Here is a 15,206-nt window from a genome sequence, read left to right as displayed (position 1 = left end):
CAGCGCAGGCCGGTCAGCGTTTGAAGCTCACGGGGAACGTCGTGCGTTCGAGGTTCGCGGTGTAGGCGATCCCGCCGGAGCTCAGCTGGCTGGCACCTTCGATGACCAGAGTGCCGGTCTTCACGTTCGCGGGGACAACGCACACCAGCGTCGAGGTCAGGGGGTCAGAGGGGAAGATGTCGTCGCAGGCGTATGACGTGCCCTTGGCCACGAACTTCACGTCCCCCTCGACGAAGGCGCACGGGGCCGAGGGTGTGCAGAAGGTGGAGCCGGGCTGCGTGTAGGTGAGGTCGGGGCGCAGGTAGGCACGGTCGGGCCGCTGGGGGTGCTGCCCGGGGACGTCCTTCTCGAAGAAGTAGAGCTTGGCGCCCGCGAACCTCACCAGACGGTCGCGGCTGACGATCAGGTCGGTGCCCGAGATGGTGACGTCCATCAGCTTCGGGTCACTTCCTCGAGCCTGGCGGTTCGTGCGCAGGAGGACCTCGATGTTCTCGCCGGTCGGATCACCGGTCAGCAGCGAGACCCGCTGGTCGAAGCCGGCCTCGCTGAACACCAGCTCCACCTGGGCGTCCTGATCAGCCGCGACCACGAAGGTCGGGCCACCCTTCGGGAGGGCGCGGGCCTTGCCGTCGATGCTGACGCGGAGTGCGAGGCTCTTCCAGTCGCCACACTTCGTGGCGTCACAAGGTCCCTTGGAGAGGGTGAAGCCCACGAGGTGGGCACCGTCCTCGGCGACCCGGGCGGCGTCGCCGGTGCCGATCTGGTCGACCTCGCCCAGCGCCGTCACGCTCACGCCCGCGACCCGTCCACCCATGGCAACGCGAGCCGGCGCCGCGGGCACGTCCGCTCCCGGTGCCGCGACCACCTGTCCGGTGGCGAGGGTCTGGAGGGTCGGTGACGGCGAGTCGGTCGGCGTCGAGGAGTCCGTGGGTCCAGGCGTGGTGGTGGGGTCGTCGTCGCCACCGCTGAGTGCGACGGCCACGCCCGTCCCTGCCAGCACGACCAGCGCCACGGCGGCCGCGATCCACGGCAGGCGACCGCGCCTGGTCGGTTCGCCGTCGTGAGGGCGCTCCTCGCGCGGGGTCTGCTCTTGCGGTTCGCGGACCTCGACCGGCTCTGCGCCAGTGCCGGGAGGCAGGGAGGTGGCCAGCACCTGTGGTGGCAGCGAGGTCGGCGGTATCCGTGGGAGCTCGGTGACCACCGGCTCGACGGGTTGCTCGACAGACGGCTCGACAGACGGCTCGACAGACGGCTCGACAGACGGCTCGACAGACGGGTCGGCAGACGGGGCGTCGGCGGCGGGTGGGAGTTCGGTGGGCTCGGGAGCGCTGGCCGCGGGCGGGAGAGAGGTGACACCGGGCGTCGCAGCGGCGCCCGCCGGCATCGGGGGCGAGGGCTCGGGCGGAGCGGTGGCCGGCACGTCGAGGGTCGACTCGGGCACCAGCGACTGCCAGGCGTCGACAACCCAGGCGGCCCGATCGGTGGACATTCCCCAGTCCACGAGCCGGGCGACCAGATCGGCGCGGAGCAGGGCGGCGCCGCTGCGACCCGCGGACCTCAGCTCTGCGGGCACGCCCTCCTGGGCGCTCACCACGATCGCGTCCAGTGCGCCACGGTGCTCGTCCGCGTGGGCCCCGAGCAGGTCGCTGAGAGTGGCTCGTAGCCGGGCCGGGTCGGAGGCGGCCAGCCAGCCGTGGTCGCGCAGGGCGACCTCCAACGCAGCGACCACGGCCTGCTCGGTCGTCTCGCCCATCGCGTCTCCTGAAGGGAACAGTCTCGTGGAGGCCGGTCCGCGGCCTCCGAGGATCCCAGAATCTACACGTCACTGAGGTCTCACTGAGGTCACCCGTAGGGACACATGACAGCACCCTCGATCCCACTTAGGCTGGCGACCCTCGGGGCCACATTCATATCGGGGGTTCCATCATGAACAAGCTCGTCGTCCCACTCGTCCTGCTGGTGCTCGTGCCGCTCGGTGCGGCACCGGCCCAGGCCGCGACCACCAACGTCGTCGTCGACGGGTTCGACTATCCGTCGACCCTGTCCTACGTCTACCGCGACTGCGACACGACCTCCTTCGACGGGACCACCACCGCGCTCTACCGTGCGGGCGGGGCCATCGGCACCCACGCGACGGGCCTGCGCTTCGCCAGCACCATCGGTGAGGCAGGGGTGCAGGCCTCGGTCGCCACGCCGAGCGCCCTCACCGAGGTCTCGTTCGAGACCCTCCACCCATCGGGTGCCGCAGGGTCGAGCCCCGGCAGCTTCTATGTGTCCATCGACCCCGATGGCACCGGGTTCCAGAGCTACTACTACGCGAACGTCAACCTCAACGTGAACTACGACACGTGGGGCGCCTGGAACCTCGAGAGCTTCGCGTTCGACTGGTTCTACTGGGACGGCGTCTCCTCGTCTGCCTCAGACGTCGACACCACGATCGCGCAGTTCGCCACTGACCACGGCAACGGCAGTGGAGCCCGGTTCGGCTTCCTGTTCGGATGCGACGGCCGCGACTACTACATGGACAACCTCCGCATCGGGGTCGGGTCCACCACCACCGTCTACGACTTCGAGGGGGTGCCGAGCGCGACGTACCTCTCGACCTTCGGCTCCCACCACTCCGACATGCTCGTGCAGGACCTGCGCCGGCTCACGCTGATCACCGGCCAGCGCCACTGGCTGGCCGGTGACAGCTGGAGCTTCGGCGACGGCGTCATCGGGACCGGATGGTTCAACGGGACGGCCCGGCTGTTCGCCAAGGGCTACGGCCAGTCCAGCTTCCGGTTCATGGGCAGCTCGGACTTCACGACCGAGGACCACGCGTGGTTCGAGATCCGTCCCCGCAAGAACACCGTCTACCGGGTCGACACCCCCGGGACGAACACGTTCGAGCCCAGCGGCTCACTCACCCTCAAGGTGAGTGTCAAGCGCCGGGTGTCGGTGCGGATCGCGGACACGACGATCTTCCGGGGACGCAGCATCAAGTTCAGCGGCGTCATCAAGCCCAGGGATGCTGGCGTGCGGGTCTCGGCGCAGCACAAGACAAGGAGCGGGTGGCAGACGATCGCCAAGGGGATCACCCGCACTGGCGGCAAGTACTCCCTCGCGCCCAGAGCGGGCTCGGCGGGCAAGTGGTTGGTCCGCGTCGTCGTCGCAGGCGGCAAGGGCAATGTCGGCAACAAGTCGCGCACTGCCACCGTGACCGTCAAGGTGCCGCCGCCGAAGCCGGTGAAGGACGTGGAGACGCCCACCTACATCCAGCCCGAGCCCACTCCGGTGCCTCACGAGCCGACGGGCCCGAAGCCCGGTCGCGTCATGGTGCGTCAGCTCTACCAGCTGTTCTGGGGGCTGGACCTGATGGCGCCGGCCCCGGTGGCCGGTCCGGCCTCAGGTGGCGTGGAGCAGCTCGAGCCACGCTAGGGCCTGGTCGTCAGTGAGGCCCTGGGACGGACCGGTCGCTCGGTGATCGACGCCCAACGGTGTCGAGATGGCGTGATCCGCTCCGTCCTGGTGTCAGCAGCGGCCGTAGGCCGGACGGCGAACGAAGGAGAACCGCCAGCATGAGCATCAAGAGCCTGCACCACGCCAGCCTCGTCGTCGAGGACCTCGAGAGGGCCAAGGCGTTCTTCGTCGAGCTCGGCATGGAGGTGGAGGGCGAGGCACCGATCGAGGGGCCTTGGGTGGACCGGGTCAACGCGCTCGAGGGCGTGCGCGTCGACATCGCGATGATGAGGACGCCTGACGGTCAGGGTCGGCTCGAGCTGACGAAGTTCCATCACCCGTCGGTCCTGCGGCCAGTGCCCGAGGACACTCTCGGCAACGCACTGGGACTGCGGAGCGTGATGTTCGAGGTCGACGACGTCGATGCCACCGTCGAGCGGCTGCGCGCCCACGGTGGAGAGCTCATCGGCGAGGTGGTGGACTACGAGGACGTCTACCGGCTGTGCTACCTCCGTGGTCCTGCGGGGATCATCGTCTCGCTGGCGGAGACGCTCGGCTGAGGCCCGGCCCCGAGCAGGAACTCACCACAAGAACTCGAGCTCGCCGAGTACGACGAACCCGACGGCCGGACGCGTCCTCGCTCATCGCGTCGCGATGAGCGCCCACGACCCGAGGATGAGTCCGCCGACGGTGACCTCGATCCGGCGGGCCCAGCCCTTCGGGTAGACCTTGCCCTCGAAGTAGTGTGCGATGAACCCGCGGTCGTCGAGGCGCTCACGTCCGGCACCGGCTCGGCCCCAGTTCTCCAGTGTGGACAGCGGGCACCGCGCCTTCGTGACCGCCATCCGGCCGCCCCAGGCCGCTGCGGCGATGTGGGGGATCAGCAGACCCGGCAGGAGCCAGACGAGGAACCCACCGACGATCGTGAACCCGACGAATGCCAGGTGCGCGACGAACGCCGTTGCGGCCACGACTCGGTGCACACGACCAGCGTAGGTCCGGCACCTGACGCGCCGCCTCGACGCGCGTCGAATCCGTGACCGGCCGCGCAACCCAATGTAACCTTGCGGATACATACCCAACTTGTTACATTCGGGCTCATGGATGCCGTGTTGCACGCGCTGGCGGATGAGAGCCGGCGGACAGTTCTCGAGATTCTGCGCGACCGCCCGACGAGTGCAGGAGAGCTGGCCGAGGCTCTTCCGATCGCTCGCCCTGGGGTCTCCCGGCATCTGCGCGTGCTGCGCGAGGCAGGGCTGGTCGACGTGCGCCAGGACGCGCAGCGCCGGATCTACACCCTGCGCCCCGAGGCGCTCGTCGAGGTCGACGAGTGGCTGGGCCCTTACCGCCGGTTGTGGCAGACCCGGCTCGACGCGCTCCACACCGAGATCACACGAGGAAAGAAGGCACGACGATGACCACGATCGCGACGATGCGAGCACTCGACGAGACCCGCGGAGCTGTCCGCGTCGAGGATCTCTACGACACCGACATCGGCGACCTGTGGCAGGCGTGCACGACGCCCGAGCGCCTGGCCCGCTGGATCGCTCGCGTCGACGGCGACCTGCGGGTCGGCAGCACGATCGAGGTCGTCTTCACGAGCACCTGGACCGGCCTGGTGCGCGTCGAGGTGTGCGATGCGCCCCACCACCTGCTGCTGACCACGCAGCCGGGCACGGACGAGGAGGGACAGATCGAGGCGTGGCTGACCGACGAGGGCGCCCAGACCCGGCTGGTGATCGAGGAGCGCGGCCTGCCGATGAAGGGTCTCCCGTTCCACGCCTCTGGTTGGCGGGCGCACCTCGAGGATCTCGGTCGGTCCCTGGAGGTAGGCGGCACGGTCCATCCGGAAGGCTGGAGCTCCGATGCCGGCGCGCCCGGCTGGGAGCGACGCTGGGAAGAGCTCACCCCGGCCTACCAGCCGATGGAGATCGGTTGATCTGCGATCGCGAGAGCCGCCAACGATCTCGCTGAACCGCACCGGGAGATTTCCGGACCGGTTGCTGACGTCAACGGGCACCACCACAATCGACGCTGTCATGGCATCCGTGCAGGGGACGATCGGGCGCGATTCGGATCTCGCGTCCATCGGCGCGTTCCTCGACTCCGCCGACCCACGCATGAGCGCTCTGCTCATCGAGGGAGAGGCCGGCATCGGCAAGTCGTGGCTGTGGCGCGAGACGTCGCGGATGGCCGATGAGCGTGGGTATCGCGTGCTCGCCTCCCAGCCCACCGAGAGCGAGTCGGGGATCGGTTTCGCGGGACTGATCGACCTACTGGGCTCGTGGGTGGACGAGACGACCGATCTGCCGGAGCCGCAGCGTCTGGCGCTCGATGCTGCCCTGACGCGCACCTCCTCCGACTCAGCGTTCGGCCCGGGTGCCGTCGCCGTCGCGGTGCTGGGTGTCCTTCGCATGCTCGCCCGTTCGGCGCCCACGATGGTGGCCATCGATGACCCCCAGTGGCTGGACACGCCGACCCGGCAGGCACTGGGGTTCGCGTTGCGACGCCTCGAGGCAGAGCCGATCCGCGTCGTCCTCGCTCGGCGTACGGACTGGCGCCCAGACGCGCTCGTCGAGCACCTCGAGGTGACTCGGCTGCCGGTTCCGCCGCTGTCGCTGGGCGCGACGTACCAGCTACTACGTGCGCGGCTCGGGGTCACCCTCGCGCGGCCGGCGCTGGTGCGGGTTCATCAGACCTCGGCCGGCAATCCGTTCTTCAGTCTCGAGCTCGCACGAACCTGGGTCGACCGCGGCGGGGTTGCCGACGTAGGGCACCTTCCCGTGCCGGAACGGCTCGGTGACCTGCTCCGCAGTCGCCTGGACGACCTGCCGGAGGGCACCCGCCGCGTCCTGCTCCTCGCCGCGGCGATGTCGACACCGAGCGTGAAGGATCTCGCGCGGGCGACGGGCCGCCCCGTCGAGCGCGACATCGCCCGGGCCGAGAGGGCCGGGATCATCGACTCCCGCGGCGAGACGGTGAGGTTCACCCACCCTCTGATGGCTGCCACGGTGTACGACGGGTCGACGGCAGCTGAGCGACGCATGGTGCACCGGGAGCTGGCCGACATCGTCGAGGACTCCGAGGAGCGGGCGAGGCATCTCGCGCTCACGCCACCCGTACCAGACGAGACGCTGGCCGAGGTCCTCGACGTTGCGGCCAGCCGCGTGGCGGGGAGGGGCGCCACGGACGTGGCGGCGATCTTCGCGCAGCGTGCGTTGGAGTTCACCGTCCCTGGTGATCTCGATGCGGCCTTCCGGCGCGCGACCGCGGCGGGCGAGCTGGCCTTGGCGGCCGGTGACCGCTCCCGTGCCCGGGTGCTGTTCGAGAGCGCCGTCGCGGATGCGCCCCCGGGTCCCAGCCGAGCCGAGGCGTTCAGGTGGCTGGCGGAGCTCTCGACTCCGCTCGGTCACGGCCTCGCCCTTTGTGACCGGGCCCTGTCGGAGGCGGGACCTGATGCAGCCGTAGCGAGTCGGATCCATCGGACGAGAGGGGCGATCGCCTACTTCCTCGGCGACGTTCCTGTGGCCGAGCGCCATGCCAGGCTCGGGGTCGAGCTCGCGGAGCACAGCGGCGACGACCAGGCTCTCGGCATGGCGATCGCCGAGCTCGCGCACTGGACCTACTGCGGCGGGGGCGGGGTACGTCGTGATCTGTTCGAGCGTGCGATGGCGCTCGACGGCTCGGCGGGGGCGGCCTCGCCGCGCAGTCACCTGGCCAAGGTCGTGATGGACAACGACGGACATGTCGAGGCCCGGGGGCTCCTCACGATCCTGCTCGAGGAGACCATGGAGACCGGCGACCTGCACTCCGCATCGACCCACCTGTTCCACCTCGCAGAGCTCGACGTGTGGGCCGGAGACTGGCCCAGCGCGATCGAGCACGCGGAGGAGAGCCTGCAACTGAGGCAGCACCTCGACCAGCCGGGCGCGCCCCTGTACGTCGAGGCCAAGGCGCGCGCGTGCCTCGGTGACGTGGACCGGGCCAGACGAGTGGCCGAGGCCGGTCTGGCCGAGGCTCGGCGCGCGGAGGACGTGGTCTTCTGCATGCAGAACCTGCATGTGCTCGGGTTCGTCGAGCTCTCCCTGGGCAACCACGAAGCCGCGCAGGCCCGCCTGGGTGAGGCGACCGAGCTGATGCGGCCGCGCTGGAGCCGGGAGTTCGGCGACTGCCACATGGTTCCCGACGAGATCGAGGCCCTCGTCGCACTCGGGGAACTGGCGCGAGCCGACGACCTCGCGGAGTGGATGGACGAGGTCGCCCGGGCAACCGGCCGCGCCTGGACGTTGGCCACCAGTGCTCGCTCCCGGGCCCTGATCCAGGCTGCCCGAAACGACCTCGGCTCGGCAGATGCAACCCTGGAACGGGCGCTGGCTGCGCACGAGCGACTACCCATGCCCTTCGAGCTCGGCCGCACGCTCCTGGCGCGTGGCATCGTCCAGCGCAGGCTGAAGCGTCGAGCGGCCGCCCGCGAGACCCTCGAGAGGGCGCTCGCGATCTTCGAAGACCTCGGCGCAAGCCTGTGGGCCGACAGGGCACGCTCGGAGGTCGCGCGCCTCGGCGTACGGTCGGGCGCCCAGGCCGGCCTGACGCCCGTGGAGCAGCGAATCGCTGCCCTCGTCGCTCAGGGACGCACCAACGGGGAGATCGCCGCGAAGCTCTCCTTGAGCAGGAAGACGGTCGAGGCGAATCTCTCGCGCACCTACCGGAAGCTGGGCGTCCGCTCCCGGGCAGAGCTCGCGGCGACGGCTTCGTCGACGCACGGATCGACCACCTGACCCGGCGCCGAACGGCTGACAACCGAGGGAGTTCCCCGATTACGGGGCAGCATCCGGGTCCTACGGTCCTGGCATGCTGCATGCCCTGCAGGGGAGCTTCCTGATGGAGCGCTACTGGCCCGGCGTCACGCGATCGGACGTCGCGACCACCGAGGAGAGCCTCTGGCGCGCCGCGGACGATCTCAACCGCACGGGTGTTCCGATTCGGATCCTGAGCTCCACCTGGATCCCGGCCGACGAGGTCGTGCTGACGCTGTTCGAAGCCGGCGAGGAAGACGACGTACGGGAGGTCAGTCGGCGCGGCGGCTACCGCTTCGACCGAGTCCAGCGCGTCGAGGTTGTCACCCAAGTGAGCCGGAGGGGGAGTATTGATGGCGAGCATGCCTGAGACCCAGCGAGCTGATGGCGCTGACGGGGCGGACCTCGGTGCGCTGCGCGAGGGCGTGCGCGGCCAGGTGCTGGTGGCGGGCGATCCGGAGTACGACGAGGCGCGGCGGGTGTGGAACGGTGCCATCGACCGCAGGCCGGCTCTGATCGTCCGCTGCGCCGACAGCGCTGACGTGCAGCAAGCGGTGGCCTTCGCGTCGGGCCACGGCCTGCCGATCGCGGTGCGGGGTGGTGGGCACAGTGTCGCCGGGTTCTCCACCTGCGACGACGGCGTCGTCATCGACCTCGGCCTGATGCGCAGCGTGCTCGTCGATGTAGATGCAAGGGTCGCGCGCGCCCGGCCAGGGGCCACCGGCGCCGAGTTCGACGCAGCTACCCAGCAGCACGGTCTCGCCACGACGCTGGGTGTCGTGAGCACGACGGGGATCGCCGGGCTCACGCTGGGCGGTGGGATCGGTTGGCTGATGCGCAAACACGGCCTGGCCTGCGACAACCTGCTCTCCGTCGAGCTGGTCACCGCCGACGGCCGCCTGGTCCGTGCCAGCGCCGACGAGAACCCCGGTCTCTTCTGGGCCCTGAAGGGCGGGGGAGGCAACTTCGGCATCGTCACCTCGTTCGAGTACCAGCTGCACCCGGTCGGTCCGACGGTGTACGGCGGGGGCATGATGTTCGCTCGCGAGCGCCGGCGCACCGTGCTGGAGTCCTACCGGGAGCTGACTCGGAACGCTCCGGACGAGCTGACCGCGTACGCGGCGATGACCTCGGGTCCGGACGGCTCACCGGTGGCCGCCATCGCCGCCTGTTACGCGGGCGATGTGGCCGAGGGTGCACGCTTGCTCGAGCCCGTCAAGGCCGCGGTCGGCGAACCGCTGCTCGATGGCCTGGGGCCGCTGACCTACATCGAGCAGCAGAGCAGGGTGGACGCCGGCTACCCGCACGGCGAGCACCACTACTGGCGTTCCTGCTTCCTCGACGACCTCACCGACGAGGTCATCGACATCCTGGTCGAGCGTGCCAGCCTCCTTGAGTCGCCACCTGTCCTGGAGCTCATCGTGGAACAGCTGGGCGGCGCGATAGCAGCCGGTGACGGAGCGTTCGCGCATCGCGAGGCGAGCTACGACGTCCTCATCGCAGCCAACTGGACCGACCCCACTGATCGCGACCGGTGTGTTGCCTGGGCGCGCGAGACCGCTGCGGCTCTGGAGCCGCACTCACGTGGCGGCTACGCCAACTACGAACCGGATGCGGACGGTGCCTACGCACCGGGCGCCTACCGCGACCGCCTGGCCAGACTGGCCGCCGTGAAGGCCGAGTACGACCCGACCAACCTGTTCCGCCTGAACCAGAACATCATCCCTGCACCGTGAGCGGGCAGGAGGCCTGCGTCGAGGCGCCGAGGGGCTGCCACGGCGACGAAGGGCACAAAGCAACGTTGCCGTCGGGACTTTAGGCCCTCGCGTTCGTCGGTGCCCTGCACTGAGGTGGAGGAGCAAGCGCAGGACCGGAGCGCCGACGCGTTTTGGTCGTCCAGGGCCACCAGAGGCTGTCGGTGGGTGACGGACGCTCCGGGGTCTGCGATGGTGGGAAACGTCCTCCCCTTTGCGGGGCACCCGATAAGGAGCGCATGGTGGTCTCACCATCTCGCACGCACGCACGAGTCGACACCGTCCCAGGGTCAGACGCCGGCTCGCCCTGGCTGATGCTGGTCCTGGCCACCGCCGGCTTCGCGGTGAACTTCTGGGCCTGGGCGCTGATCAGCCCCCTCGGCCCGATGTTCCGGGACTCCGGGGCGCTGGGCACGCTGAGCGAGTCCGACGTGGCCCTGCTGGTCGCGGTGCCGGTGATCGTCGGGTCGCTCGGCCGGATCGTGGTCGGTGCGCTCACCGACCGATACGGCGGCCGCCTGATGTTCCCGGTCATCTCGGCCGTGACGATCTTGCCCATCTTGTTCATCGCCTTCGTCGCGCTGGACTCCTACGCCCTGCTGCTCGTGGGCGGATTCTTCCTCGGCATCGCCGGCACCGTGTTCGCTGTGGGTGTCCCCTTCGTGAACGCGTGGTTCCCGCCCGAGCGTCGCGGCCTGGCCATCGGCATCTTCGGTGCCGGCATGGGCGGCACGGCCATCAGCGCGCTGACCACCGTCAAGCTGTTCACCAACGTCGGTGACACGGCCCCCTTCTTGATCACCGCGTCCGTGCTGGCGGTGTACGCCGCCCTCGCCTGGACCTTCCTGCGCGACGCTCCCGGGCGCGTGGTGCCGACCACCAGTCTCGGCAGCCGGCTCAACGCCAACGCCAGGCTCTCCATCAGCTGGCAGGCCTGCATCCTGTACGCCGTCGCGTTCGGCGGCTATGTCGCGTTCTCGGTGTACCTTCCCGCCTACCTCAAGACCGCTCACGGTCTGACCCCGGCCGATGCCGCCAACCGGATGGCGGGCTTCGTGCTGGTCGCCGTGATCATGCGGCCGATCGGCGGCTGGCTGTCCGACCGGTTCGGACCGATCCCCGTTCTCGCCGCGGCATACGGCGTCGTGGTCGTCGGGGCCGGGATCTCGGCCGGCACCCCGCCCTTGAACGGCATCGGCACCGTAGCGTTCCTGGCGATGGCCGCGGCCCTCGGCGCCGGCAGCGGCGCGACCTTCGCCCTCATCGCCCGAGTCACCGACCCGAGCAGGGTCGGGGGAGTGACCGGCCTGGTCGGGGCCGCGGGTGGACTCGGCGGCTTCGTGCCGCCGCTGATCATGGGCTACGTCTACGGTCGCACCGACTCCTACGCGATCGGGCTGTGGATGCTGTCGGTCACCGCGGCGCTGACCCTGGTCCTGACGCTCACCGTCGTCCGCCGCACCGCCCAGGGGCAGGAAGCCCGTTGAGCAACGATCTCGGCATGGACGGCGCCCTCGCCGACGCCCTCGTCAAGAGTCGCCGGTTCTTCACCCGTGGCCAGGTCTCCGACGACCTGCGGACGCTCTCGAAGGTCGGGGGGCGTGGCGCCGACGACTTCTACCGCGACCGCTGGAGCCACGACAAGGTCGTGCGCTCCACGCACGGCGTCAACTGCACCGGCTCCTGCTCGTGGAAGGTCTACGTCAAGGACGGGATCATCACCTGGGAGACCCAGCAGACCGACTACCCGTCCGTCGGACCTGACTCCCCGGAGTACGAACCCCGCGGATGCCCGCGTGGCGCAGCGTTCTCCTGGTACACCTACTCGCCCACCCGCGTCCGCTATCCCTACGTGCGCGGCGTGCTGCTCCAGATGTACCGCGAGGCCAAGGCGCAGCACGACGGCGACCCGGTCCGGGCCTGGGAGCACGTCGTGGAGAACCCGCAGCGGGCCAAGGCCTACAAGTCCGCTCGTGGCAAGGGCGGCCTGGTCCGTGCCACCTGGGAGGAGGCCGCCGAGATCGTCGCCGCCGCCCACGTCCACACGATCAAGAAGTACGGGCCCGACCGGGTGGCGGGATTCTCGCCGATCCCGGCGATGTCGATGGTCTCGCACGCCTCCGGTGCCCGGTTCGTGAACCTGATCGGCGGCTCGATGCTGAGCTTCTATGACTGGTACGCCGACCTGCCGGTCGCCTCGCCGCAGGTCTTCGGCGACCAGACCGACGTCCCGGAGTCCGGGGACTGGTGGAACGCCGGCTACCTGATCATGTGGGGATCGAACCTCCCGGTGACCCGTACCCCGGACGCGCACTGGATGACCGAGGCCCGCTACCGCGGGCAGAAGGTGGTCGCGGTCGCCCCCGACTACGCCGACAACGTGAAGTTCGCCGACGAGTGGCTGCCGGCGCGCCCGGGGACCGACGCCGCCCTGGCGATGGCGATGGGTCACGTCGTGCTGAAGGAGTTCTTCGTCGACCGGCAGACGCCGTACTTCACGCAGTACGTGAAGACCTACACCGACCTGCCCCACCTCGTCCGCCTCGTGGAGGCGGTCTCGACAGACTCGACCACCGAGATGGAGTACACCGCAGGCAAGTTCCTCACCGCCGCCGATCTCCCCGGTCACGCCACCGAGGAGAACGCGGCCTTCAAGACCGTGCTGATCGACGCGCGGACCGGCGAAGCCGTCGTTCCCCACGGCTCCTTGGGCCATCGGTACGGCGAGGCCGGTGTGGGGAAGTGGAACCTCGAGCTCGGCGACGTGGACCCGGCGCTGTCCCTGCTCGAGACCGCCACCGAGTCGGTCGTCGTCCGGATGCCGCGTTTCGACACCCCGGACGGCGCAGCCGCCGACCTCCCCCGGGGCGTGCCGGTCCGCCGCATCGACGGGCACCTGGTCACGACCGTGTTCGACCTGCTCCTGGCGCAGTACGGCGTCGCTCGCCCCGGGCTTCCCGGCCAGTGGGCGACCGGCTACGACGATGCGGAGTCGCCGTACACCCCGGCCTGGCAGGAAGCCATCACCGGAGTCCCCGCCGACACCGCCGCGAGGATCGGGCGTGAGTTCGCGGCGAACGCGGAGGAGTCACACGGCCGGTCGATGATCGTGATGGGAGCGGGCACCAACCACTGGTTCCACTCCGACACGATCTACCGCGCGTTCCTCACCCTGACCAACCTCACCGGCTGCCAGGGCGTCAACGGTGGTGGCTGGGCGCACTACGTCGGCCAGGAGAAGGTCCGGCCGATCACCGGTTACACCCAGATCGCCAACGCGCTCGACTGGAACCGGCCGCCGCGCAACATGATCCAGACGGCCTTCTGGTACCTCCACACCGACCAGTTCCGCTACGACCAGTTCGGCGCCGACACCCTGTCGGCGACCACTGGACAAGGACAGCTCGCCGGCAGGTCCACGGCCGACGTGATCGCCCAGAGCGCGCGGATGGGCTGGATGCCCTCCTATCCGACGTTCGACCGCAACCCGCTGACCATCAGCGACGAGGCGGCCGCGGCCGGCAAGCCGGTCGCCGAGTACGTCGTCGAGCAGCTCAAGTCCGGGGACCTGGACTTCGCGGGCGAGGACCCGGACGCCCCGCAGAACTATCCGCGCATCCTGTCGATCTGGAGGGCCAACCTGCTGGGCTCCTCGGGCAAGGGCAATGAGTACTTCCTCAAGCACCTGCTCGGCACCGACTCCTCCGTCCGGGCCACCGAGACCCCCGAGGCTCAACGGCCCGTCGACGTGACCTGGCGCGAGGATGCGCCCGAGGGTAAGCTCGACCTGCTGATGTGCATCGACTTCCGGCAGACCAGCACCACGGTGTTCTCCGACGTCGTGCTGCCGGCGGCGACCTGGTACGAGAAGCACGATCTCAACACCACCGACATGCACCCGTTCGTGCACTCGTTCAACCCGGCGATCGCGCCGCCGTGGCAGACCCGCACCGACTGGGACGCGTGGCAGACCATCGCGGCCAAGTTCAGCGAGCTCGCCGCGACCCACCTCGGGGTCCGCAAGGACGTGGTCGCGGTCCCGCTCACCCACGACACCGCGGACGCGATGGCCAACCCGCACGGGGTCGTGCGCGACTGGAAGAAGGGGGAGTGCGAGCCGATCCCCGGGGTCACCATGCCCAAGCTGGTCGAGGTCGAACGCGACTACGGGGCGGTCGCCGCGAAGATGAACGCTCTCGGCCCGCTGGTCGACACCCTGGGTGCCACCACGAAGGGTGTGACCTTCGAGCTCGGCAAGCAGGTCGAGTACCTGCGCCGCAAGAACGGGCCCGTCCGCGGCGGCGTCGCCGACGGACGTCCCTCCCTGAAGCGGGACGTGGACGTGTGCGAGGCGATCCTCACCCTGTCCGGCACGACCAACGGCCATCTGGCCACGCAGGGCTTCAAGACCCTCGAGAAGCGCACCGGCGTCCAGCTGGCCGACCTGGCCGAGGAGCACGAGGGCAAGCAGATCACCTTCGCCGACACCCAGGGGCCACCGGTCCCCGTGATCACCTCACCGGAGTGGTCCGGCTCCGAAACGGGCGGCCGGCGCTACTCGCCGTTCACCATCAACGTGGAGCGCAAGAAGCCCTGGCACACCCTGACCGGGCGGATGCACTTCTACCTCGACCACGACTGGATGACCGAGCTCGGCGAGGGGCTGCCGGTCTACCGACCCCCGTTGAACATGGCTGCGCTGTTCTCCGAACCCGCCCTCGGCGACGTCTCCGACGGCTCGCCCGGCCAGGGCGTCGAGGGGCTGACGGTGCGCTACCTGACCCCGCACAACAAGTGGTCGATCCACTCCGAGTACCAGGACAACCTGTTCATGCTGTCGCTCTCGCGCGGTGGCCAGAACATCTGGATGAGCGACCGGGACGCCGCCAAGGTCGGGATCGCCGACAACGACTGGATCGAGGCGGTCAACCGCAACGGCGTCGTGGTCGCGCGGGCGATCGTGTCGCACCGGATGCCCGAGGGGACGGTTTACATGTACCACGCCCAGGACCGCCTCATCGACGTGCCGATCGCCGAGACCTCGGGCAAGCGGGGCGGCATCCACAACTCGCTGACCCGGCTGCTGGTGAAGCCCTCGCACCTGATCGGCGGCTACGCCCAGCTCACCTTCGCGTTCAACTACCTCGGGCCCACCGGCAACCAGCGCGACGAGGTCACCATCATCCGGAAGCGCTCGCAGGACGTGGAGTACTGA

11 protein-coding genes are annotated in these 15,206 nt (G+C 69.6%); 9 read left to right on the top strand and 2 right to left on the bottom strand.

The window, feature by feature from the left end:
* Positions 1-13: 13 nt before the first annotated feature.
* Positions 14-1,753 (bottom strand): hypothetical protein, encoded by a 1,740-nt coding sequence (locus ISU10_RS03215; protein ID WP_194694930.1) that lies wholly within the window; start codon positions 1,751-1,753, stop codon positions 14-16.
* Positions 1,754-1,926: 173 nt separating this feature from the next.
* Between ISU10_RS03215 and ISU10_RS03210 the strand changes: the two genes are divergently transcribed.
* Both ISU10_RS03210 and ISU10_RS03205 read left to right on the top strand, forming a co-directional pair.
* Positions 1,927-3,420 (top strand): hypothetical protein, encoded by a 1,494-nt coding sequence (locus tag ISU10_RS03210; protein ID WP_194694929.1) that lies wholly within the window; start codon positions 1,927-1,929, stop codon positions 3,418-3,420.
* 140 nt (positions 3,421-3,560) lie between these two features.
* Complete coding sequence (locus tag ISU10_RS03205; RefSeq protein WP_194694928.1) at positions 3,561-4,001, top strand: VOC family protein; 441 nt, start codon at positions 3,561-3,563, stop codon at positions 3,999-4,001.
* Positions 4,002-4,082: 81 nt separating this feature from the next.
* Here the strand turns inward: ISU10_RS03205 and ISU10_RS03200 are convergent, their stop codons facing one another.
* Positions 4,083-4,424: a DUF2784 domain-containing protein gene (locus tag ISU10_RS03200; RefSeq protein ID WP_194694927.1), complete on the bottom strand. Its 342-nt coding sequence runs from the start codon at positions 4,422-4,424 to the stop codon at positions 4,083-4,085.
* Positions 4,425-4,541: 117 nt separating this feature from the next.
* Here ISU10_RS03200 and ISU10_RS03195 point away from each other — a divergent pair, with 117 nt between their 5' ends.
* The 7 genes from ISU10_RS03195 (at position 4,542) to ISU10_RS03165 (ending at position 15,206) form a co-directional block, all read left to right on the top strand.
* Positions 4,542-4,859, top strand: coding sequence for an ArsR/SmtB family transcription factor (locus tag ISU10_RS03195; protein ID WP_194694926.1), 318 nt, complete (start codon positions 4,542-4,544; stop codon positions 4,857-4,859).
* A complete protein-coding gene (locus ISU10_RS03190; RefSeq protein WP_194694925.1) occupies positions 4,856-5,380 on the top strand; it encodes an SRPBCC domain-containing protein in 525 nt (174 codons plus the stop codon). The genes ISU10_RS03195 and ISU10_RS03190 overlap by 4 nt, the downstream gene beginning before the upstream one ends.
* A gap of 100 nt (positions 5,381-5,480) precedes the next feature.
* Positions 5,481-8,219 (top strand): ATP-binding protein, encoded by a 2,739-nt coding sequence (locus ISU10_RS03185; RefSeq protein WP_194694924.1) that lies wholly within the window; start codon positions 5,481-5,483, stop codon positions 8,217-8,219.
* Positions 8,220-8,292: 73 nt separating this feature from the next.
* Positions 8,293-8,607 carry a hypothetical protein gene (locus ISU10_RS03180; RefSeq protein WP_194694923.1) on the top strand — a complete coding sequence of 105 codons (315 nt, stop codon included), beginning with the start codon at positions 8,293-8,295 and terminating at the stop codon, positions 8,605-8,607.
* Entirely contained in the window at positions 8,600-9,973 is a 1,374-nt protein-coding gene (locus ISU10_RS03175; RefSeq protein ID WP_194694922.1) for an FAD-binding oxidoreductase, read from the top strand. The genes ISU10_RS03180 and ISU10_RS03175 overlap by 8 nt, the downstream gene beginning before the upstream one ends.
* A gap of 260 nt (positions 9,974-10,233) precedes the next feature.
* On the top strand, positions 10,234-11,478 hold the full coding sequence (locus tag ISU10_RS03170; protein ID WP_370864661.1) for an MFS transporter: 1,245 nt from the start codon (positions 10,234-10,236) through the stop codon (positions 11,476-11,478).
* Positions 11,479-11,492: 14 nt separating this feature from the next.
* The gene (locus ISU10_RS03165) at positions 11,493-15,206 is read left to right on the top strand and encodes a nitrate reductase subunit alpha (RefSeq protein ID WP_194695065.1); all 3,714 of its coding nucleotides are present in this window, start codon (positions 11,493-11,495) and stop codon (positions 15,204-15,206) included.

The sequence above is a fragment of the Nocardioides agariphilus genome (assembly GCF_015352445.1).
GTDB classification, from domain to species: domain Bacteria; phylum Actinomycetota; class Actinomycetes; order Propionibacteriales; family Nocardioidaceae; genus Nocardioides; species Nocardioides agariphilus.
The sequence above is the reverse complement of the archived record's forward strand: the minus strand, read 5'-3'. Positions and strand labels throughout refer to the sequence as shown.